Annotated in this window: 9 protein-coding genes; 7 read left to right on the forward strand and 2 right to left on the reverse strand. The window is 66.7% G+C overall.

Annotation, left to right across the window (positions count from 1 at the left end):
- Positions 1–96 precede the first annotated feature (96 nt).
- Together BLT64_RS23340 and BLT64_RS23345 are read right to left on the reverse strand one after the other, a co-directional pair.
- On the reverse strand, positions 97–522 hold the full coding sequence (locus BLT64_RS23340; RefSeq protein ID WP_011749459.1) for a type II toxin-antitoxin system VapC family toxin: 426 nt from the start codon (positions 520–522) through the stop codon (positions 97–99).
- Positions 519–782: a FitA-like ribbon-helix-helix domain-containing protein gene (locus BLT64_RS23345; protein WP_011749460.1), complete on the reverse strand. Its 264-nt coding sequence runs from the start codon at positions 780–782 to the stop codon at positions 519–521. Before BLT64_RS23345 ends, BLT64_RS23340 begins: the two co-directional genes overlap by 4 nt.
- Positions 783–1,109: 327 nt before the next feature.
- Here BLT64_RS23345 and trbB point away from each other — a divergent pair, with 327 nt between their 5' ends.
- The 7 genes from trbB to trbL all read left to right on the forward strand — a co-directional run.
- Positions 1,110–2,066 carry a P-type conjugative transfer ATPase TrbB gene (trbB, locus tag BLT64_RS23350; protein ID WP_428833725.1) on the forward strand — a complete coding sequence of 319 codons (957 nt, stop codon included), beginning with the start codon at positions 1,110–1,112 and terminating at the stop codon, positions 2,064–2,066.
- Positions 2,063–2,395, forward strand: a complete 333-nt coding sequence (locus BLT64_RS23355) for a TrbC/VirB2 family type IV secretion system protein (protein ID WP_011749462.1) — start codon at positions 2,063–2,065, stop codon at positions 2,393–2,395. Before trbB ends, BLT64_RS23355 begins: the two co-directional genes overlap by 4 nt.
- Complete coding sequence (locus BLT64_RS23360; protein ID WP_011749463.1) at positions 2,395–2,676, forward strand: VirB3 family type IV secretion system protein; 282 nt, start codon at positions 2,395–2,397, stop codon at positions 2,674–2,676. Before BLT64_RS23355 ends, BLT64_RS23360 begins: the two co-directional genes overlap by 1 nt.
- 12 nt (positions 2,677–2,688) lie before the next feature.
- Positions 2,689–5,322: a conjugal transfer protein TrbE gene (trbE, locus tag BLT64_RS23365; RefSeq protein ID WP_011749464.1), complete on the forward strand. Its 2,634-nt coding sequence runs from the start codon at positions 2,689–2,691 to the stop codon at positions 5,320–5,322.
- Positions 5,319–6,116, forward strand: coding sequence for a P-type conjugative transfer protein TrbJ (gene trbJ, locus BLT64_RS23370; RefSeq protein ID WP_011749465.1), 798 nt, complete (start codon positions 5,319–5,321; stop codon positions 6,114–6,116). The genes trbE and trbJ overlap by 4 nt, the downstream gene beginning before the upstream one ends.
- Before the next feature lie 20 nt (positions 6,117–6,136).
- On the forward strand, positions 6,137–6,424 hold the full coding sequence (gene trbK-alt / locus BLT64_RS23375) for a putative entry exclusion protein TrbK-alt (protein ID WP_011746501.1): 288 nt from the start codon (positions 6,137–6,139) through the stop codon (positions 6,422–6,424).
- 7 nt (positions 6,425–6,431) lie between these two features.
- Positions 6,432–7,114: P-type conjugative transfer protein TrbL (trbL, locus tag BLT64_RS23380; RefSeq protein WP_074810421.1), on the forward strand; the 683-nt coding region annotated here is incomplete at its 3' end.

The following is a 7,114-nucleotide window of genomic DNA, read 5'->3' on the forward strand; positions in this document are numbered from 1 at the left end:
AATGACGGCAATGCCCTCTTTGCATCCCTAGGTGGAAGCGTTTTGGATCAGAGATCTGATAAGTGACAAAAGGCCGTTCGACACCGCTCCGTGGGCCTAACCGGCCTCGTCCCACGGGTCGATGACCGTGACGCCGGCGGCCAGGAACGGTGCCGTATCGCGCGTGGCCACGGTCAGCCGATGGGCGGCGGCAATGGCGGCGATGTAGCCGTCCGCCTTGCCTATGGCCGCGCTCTTGTCCCGGGCATGGGCCATCAGCGCCGCGAAGGCTTCCGAGGCCGCGAGGTCGAAGGGCAGGATGCGGTCGGCGAAGAGCGGCAGGATCTCGGTTTCGAAACGGGATTGCAGGCGGGCCTTGCGCTTGCCGTCGGGAAGCACTGCGATCCCGAAACGGACCTCCGCCACGGTGATGGCCGAGAGGTGCAGCGTCTCGATCGCCTGGTCGTCGATCCAGCCGATCACGCCGGGATTCGGCGCCTCCCGCATCGGTTCGGAGACGACATTCGTGTCAAGCAGGATCATTCGCCGAAATCGATCGGTTGGGCAGGGGCCCGGTCACGCCGGATCGCGGTCTCGAACAGGGCGTGCTCTTCCTTGGTCATCCGTGCCTCACGGCCGATCTCGGCCAGCAGCGATCCCAGCCGCACACGGTGCTGGGGTCGTGCTGCCTGTTCGAGAATGTCGCGCACCTCGGCCTCGGTGCTGCGCCCATGCTGCGCCGCGCGCATCTTCAGCGCCCGATGCGTCTCGGCGGACAGATTGCGAATGGTGATGGCGGGCATGACGATTTCAACTCCCGGAAGCTGACATCATTGATATCGTTACTGAGAGAATGATGTCAAGATCGGCGGATCGAGATGCAGGCTTGCCAGAGGCGATTCGCCTGTCCGACGCCCCCATCTCGCCAGTTCAGCAGAAAGGCCAACACCGCCGTTTCCCTGTCTTTCTACGCCACACTACGACGGCAGCTGAATAGCTGTTGCGCAAACCTGTTTTGAGGCTCTTTTAGTCGACCCCATCCGGGGATCATCTCTCGCCGCCCCGGAGGAACGGGGGACGGGATGGCAGGTTCGGACCACATCGAGGCAAGGGTGGAGCGCGGTGCCCGCATGCTCCGCACCGCGCTCGGACCTGCCATCTCCGCCCTTTTGCGGGATCCCGACATCGTCGAGGTTATGCTGAACCCGGACGGCCGGATCTGGGTGGATCGGCTGCGCGACGGGCTCGCCGATACCAACCAAGTCCTGTCCGCATCCGACGGCGAGCGTATCATCCGGCTGGTCGCGCATCACGTCGGCGCCGAGGTCCATGCGCACAATCCCCGCGTCTCGGCTGAGCTGCCGGAAACGGGAGAACGCTTCGAGGGGCTGCTGCCGCCGGTCGTCGCCGCGCCCGCCTTCGCCATCCGCAAGCCCGCCGTCGCCGTCTTCAACCTCGACGATTATGTCGACACCGGCATCATGACCCGGATGCAGGCCGAGGCGTTGCGTCTCGCAGTCGCGACCCGCGCCAATATCCTCGTCTCGGGCGGCACCTCCACCGGCAAGACCACGCTGACCAATGCGCTGCTGGCCGAGGTGGCAAAGACGCAGGATCGCGTGGTCATCATCGAGGACACCCGCGAGCTGCAATGCGCCGCGCCCAATCTGGTGGCGATGCGCACCACGGACGGCGTCGCCACCTTGTCCGATCTGGTGCGCTCCTCGCTGCGGCTGCGTCCCGACCGCATCCCCATCGGCGAGGTGCGCGGCGCCGAGGCGCTCGACCTCCTGAAAGCCTGGGGCACCGGCCATCCGGGCGGCATCGGCACCATCCATGCCGGATCCGGCATCGGCGCCCTGCGCCGCCTCGAACAGTTGATCCAGGAAGCCGTGATCACCGTGCCCCGTGCCCTGATCGCCGAGACCGTGGATATCGTCGCCGTTCTGTCCGGACGCGGGTCCGCGCGGCGGCTGGCCGAACTGGTCCGCGTCGAGGGCCTCGGCCCGGACGGCGACTACCGCATCGCTTCCGTCATTTCCGATACCGACACGTATATCGCAGAAAAAGCTGGAGAACCCGAATGATCCGTCATGCCCTGCGCATCCGTCATCACGTCGCGACGGCAGCGACCACACTCTATGTCAGCCTGTTCATGGCTCCGGCGGCCCATGCCGCCGGTTCTTCCATGCCCTGGGAGGCGCCGCTGCAATCGATCCTCGATTCCGTCGAGGGGCCGGTGGCGAAGATCGTCGCGGTGATCATCATCATCGTGACCGGGTTGACGCTGGCCTTCGGCGATACCGGCGGCGGCTTTCGTCGGCTGATCCAGATCGTCTTCGGCATCTCCATCGCCTTCGCGGCCAGTTCCTTCTTCCTGTCCTTCTTCAGCTTCGGCGGCGGAGCGCTGGTGTAATGTCCGCAGGTTTCGAGCAGCTTTCCGAGGTTCCGGGCTTTTCGGTCCCGGTGCATCGCGCCCTGAACGAGCCGATCCTGCTCGGCGGCGCGCCGAGGAGCATCGCCATCCTGAACGGCACGCTGGCCGGCGCGGTCGGCCTCGGGTTGCAGCTTTGGCTGGCCGGTATCCTGATCTGGGCCGTTGGCCATCTCGCCACCGTCTGGGCTGCGAAACGCGATCCGCTCTTCGTCGAGGTCGGGCGGCGGCATCTGCGTCTCCCCGGCCACCTCGCGGTCTGACGGAGCCCTGCCATGATGAACCTCGCCGAATACCGCGGCAGCGCCTCCCGCCTCGCCGATTTCCTGCCCTGGGCGGCACTGGTCACGCCGGGCGTGGTGCTGAACAAGGACGGTTCGTTCCAGCGCACCGCCCGGTTTCGCGGCCCCGATCTTGACAGCGCCGTGGCTGCGGAACTGGTGGCGGTCGCCGGGCGGCTCAACAACGCCTTTCGCCGCCTCGGCTCCGGCTGGGCCATCTTCGTCGAGGCGCAAAGATCCGAGGCCGCGACCTATCCGGACAGCACCTTCCCCGATGCCGCCTCGGCGCTGGTCGATGCCGAGCGCAAGGCCGATTTCGAGCAGGCGGGCAGCCATTTCGTCTCCGACTATTTCCTCACCCTGCTCTGGCTGCCCCCTGCCGAGGAAGCCGCCCGCGCCGAAAGCTGGCTCTACGAGGGCCGCGAGACGTCCGGGGTAAACCCATGGGAGCTGCTGCGCGGCTTCACCGACCGCGGCGACCGGGTGCTGGCGCTGCTCGACGGCTTCATGCCGGAATGTGCCTGGCTCGACGATGGCGAGACCCTGACCTACCTGCATTCGACGATCTCCACCAACCGGCAGCGCGTGCGCGTGCCCGAGGTGCCGATGCATCTTGATGCCCTGCTCGCCGATCAGCCGCTGACCGGCGGGCTGGAGCCGCGCCTCGGCGATGCGCATCTGCGGGTGCTGACCATCACCGGCTTTCCCACCGCAACCACGCCCGGCATTCTCGACGAGTTGAACCGCATCGCCTTTCCCTATCGCTGGTCGACGCGCGCCATCCTGATCGACAAACCCGATGCGACCCGGCTGCTGACCCGGATCCGCCGGCAATGGTTCGCCAAGCGCAAGTCCATCGCCGCGATCCTCAAGGAGGTGATGACCAGCGAGCCCTCGGCGCTGGTCGACACCGACGCCGCGAACAAGGCCGCCGACGCCGATCTGGCGCTGCAGGAACTCGGCGCCGATGTTGCCGGGATGGCCTATGTCACCGCCACGGTCACCGTCTGGGATGCCGACCCGCGCCTTGCCGACGAGAAGCTGCGGCTGGTGGAGAAGATCGTTCAGGGCCGCGACTTCACCGCGATGATCGAGACGGTCAATGCCGTCGATGCCTGGCTCGGCAGCCTGCCCGGACACGCCTATGCCAATGTCCGCCAGCCGCCGGTTTCGACCTTGAATCTTGCGCACATGATCCCGTTGTCCGCCGTCTGGGCGGGTGAGGCGAAGGACGCGCATTTCGATGCGCCGCCGCTCTTCTATGGCAAGACCGAAGGCGCGACGCCGTTCCGCTTCTCGCTGCATGTCGGCGATGTCGGCCACACCCTCGTCGTCGGCCCCACAGGCGCGGGCAAATCGGTGCTGCTGGCGCTAATGGCGCTGCAATTCCGCCGCTATTCGCGCGCGCAGGTCTTCGCCTTCGATTTCGGCGGCTCGATCCGCGCCGCAGCGCTGGCCATGGGCGGCGACTGGCACGATCTCGGCGGCGGGCTGAGCGACGGCGATGAGGCGTCGGTTGCCTTGCAGCCTCTGGCCCGTATCCACGAGACCGCCGAGCGTGGCTGGGCAGCGGACTGGATTGCGGCGATCCTGCGTCGGGAGGGCATCGCCGTCACCCCCGAGGTCAAGGACCATCTCTGGACGGCACTGACCTCGCTGGCCTCGGCTCCGGTCGGAGAGCGCTCCGTCACCGGCTTCGCGGTGCTGTTGCAGTCGAACGGGTTGAAGCAGGCGCTGCGGCCCTATTGCATCGGCGGCCCCTCAGGCCGGCTGCTCGACGCCGAGGCCGAACATCTCGGCTCGGCCCCGGTGCAGGCCTTCGAGATCGAGGGGCTGGTCGGCACCGGCGCGGCGCCCGCCGTCCTCTCCTATCTGTTCCACCGCATCGGCGACCGGCTGGACGGCCGCCCGACGCTGCTGATCATCGACGAGGGCTGGCTGGCGCTCGACGACGAGGGGTTTTCCGGCCAGCTGCGCGAATGGCTGAAGACGCTCCGGAAGAAGAACGCCTCGGTCGTCTTCGCCACGCAGTCGCTGTCGGACATCGACCATTCCGCCATCGCGTCGGCGATCATCGAGTCCTGCCCGACGCGGCTCTTGCTGCCGAACGAACGCGCCATCGAGCCGCAGATCACCGCCATCTATCGCCGTTTCGGGTTGAACGACCGCCAGATCGAGATCCTCGCCCGGGCCACCCCTAAGCGGGACTATTACTGCCAGTCCCGGCGCGGCAACCGGCTGTTCGAGTTGGGCCTGTCGGAAATCGGCCTCGCGCTCTGCGCCGCATCGGCCAAGTCCGATCAGGCGCGCATCGCGGCGATCGAGTCTGAACATGGCCGCGAGGGTTTTCTGGCCGCCTGGCTGCACGACCGGGGCGTCGACTGGGCCGCCGGGCTGATCCCGGACCTCGCCGATCTGGCGCCGGAGGAAGACGGCATGCCTGCATCCAAGCAATCCAACTCAGAAGCGGCACTCTCTGATGGCGAGATGAACCTCGCCGATGGCGGGTTCCCCGACCCGGAGGACGGCCCTGCCGGTGACGAGATCGAGCCTGGCGACGCCGAGGCAGCATCCATCCCCGCAGAAGCAGGACCAGAACCAAACGCAGACAAGGAGATCGAGCCATGACGCGCAATACGACCGCTATCCCGCACCCCGTTCGCCGCATCGCCAGCACCACGGCACTCGCCGTCGCGCTCGCCATCCCGCTGGCGCTGGCCCCTGTCCTCACGACACCGGCCCATGCCTTCTTCGGTGGTTTTGGGCGGATCGTCTACGACCCGACCAACCATGCCGAGAACCTGCTGACCGCCGCCAGGTCGCTGGAGCAGATCAACAACCAGATCGCCTCGCTGCAGAACGAGGCGCAGATGCTGATCAACCAGGCCCGCGATCTCGCCAGCCTGCCGCATAGCTCGCTGCAGCAATTGCAGCAGAACGTCACCCGCACCCAGCAGTTGCTCGACGAGGCCCAGAACATCGCCTTCGAGGTGCAGGAGGTCGATCAGGCTTTCGAGCGGGAATACGGCACGCCGGATCTCTCGACATCCGAGCAGCAACTGCTGGCCGATGCCCGGACGCGCTGGAGCAACACCATGGGCGGGCTTCAGGACGCCATGCGCGTCCAGTCCGGCGTCACCAACAACATCGAGGCGCAGCGGGCCGAGATGGCCGCGCTGGTCGAGCAGAGCCAGAATGCTGACGGCGCCTTGCAGGCCAGCCAGGCCGGCAACCAGTTGCTGGCCCTGCAATCGCAGCAACTGTCCGACCTCACCGCGCTCCTCGCCGCCACCGGCCGGGCCGAGGCACTGAGCGAGGCCGAGCGCTCGGCGGCGGCCGAACAGGGCCGCATCCAGCGCGAACGGTTTCTGACACCCGGCGCCGGCTACCAGCCCGGCAATGCCCGGATGTTCAACGACTGAAAGCCCGAGGAGGCACCATCATGGAGGGCAAGGCGATGGTCCGGCTCATTGCCATCCTGTTCCTGGCGATCGTCATGACCGTGACGCTGATCCGCATGGAACGGGCCGGCGATCTGCCGCCCCTGCCCGGTCGGCAGAGTCAATCGCAGCCGGAAGATCCGCTGCGCGAGGGGCAGCGCCGCTGCCAGCGGATGGGCGCGGCTGCGGCGGAAGATGCCGAGTGCCTGCGCATCTGGGCCGAGACCCGCGACCGGTTTCTCGGCCGGACGCCGGCGCAATCGGCCGCAACCTCGAGCAGCGAGGAATAGCAGGAACATGGGCGGATCCGGCGTCATCGACAATTTCCTGGCGGTCTTCACCAGCTATATCGACAGCGGCTTCGGTCTTCTGGGCGGCGAGGTCGCCTTCATCGCCACCACGCTGATCGTCATCGACGTGACGCTGGCCGCCCTGTTCTGGGCCTGGGGCGCCGAGGACGATATTCTGGCCCGGCTGGTGAAGAAGACCATCTTCGTCGGCGTCTTCGCCTGGCTGATCACCAACTGGAACAGTCTCGCGCGCATCGTCTTCGACAGTTTCGCCGGTCTCGGGCTCATGGCCTCCGGCACCGGCTTCACCGCCGCCGATCTCATGCGCCCCGGCCGCGTCGCCCAGACCGGGCTCGATGCCGGACGGCCGCTCCTGGAATCCATCTCCGACCTGATGGGCTGGGTCGCGGTGTTCGAGAACCTGATCCAGATCCTCTGCCTGTTCTTCGCCTGGGCGCTGGTGATCCTCGCCTTCTTCATCCTCGCCGTGCAGCTCTTCGTCACCCTGATCGAGTTCAAGCTGACCACGCTCGCGGGCTTCGTGCTGATCCCCTTCGGGCTTTTCGGCAAGACCGCCTTCATGGCCGAGCGCGTGCTGGGCAATGTCGTCTCCAGCGGTATCAAGGTTCTCGTGCTAGCCGTCATCATCGGCATCGGCAGCACCTTGTTTTCGCAGTTCACCACCGGCTT

Origin of the sequence: Paracoccus denitrificans (assembly GCF_900100045.1) — a bacterium.
Classification (GTDB): Bacteria; Pseudomonadota; Alphaproteobacteria; order Rhodobacterales; family Rhodobacteraceae; genus Paracoccus; species Paracoccus denitrificans.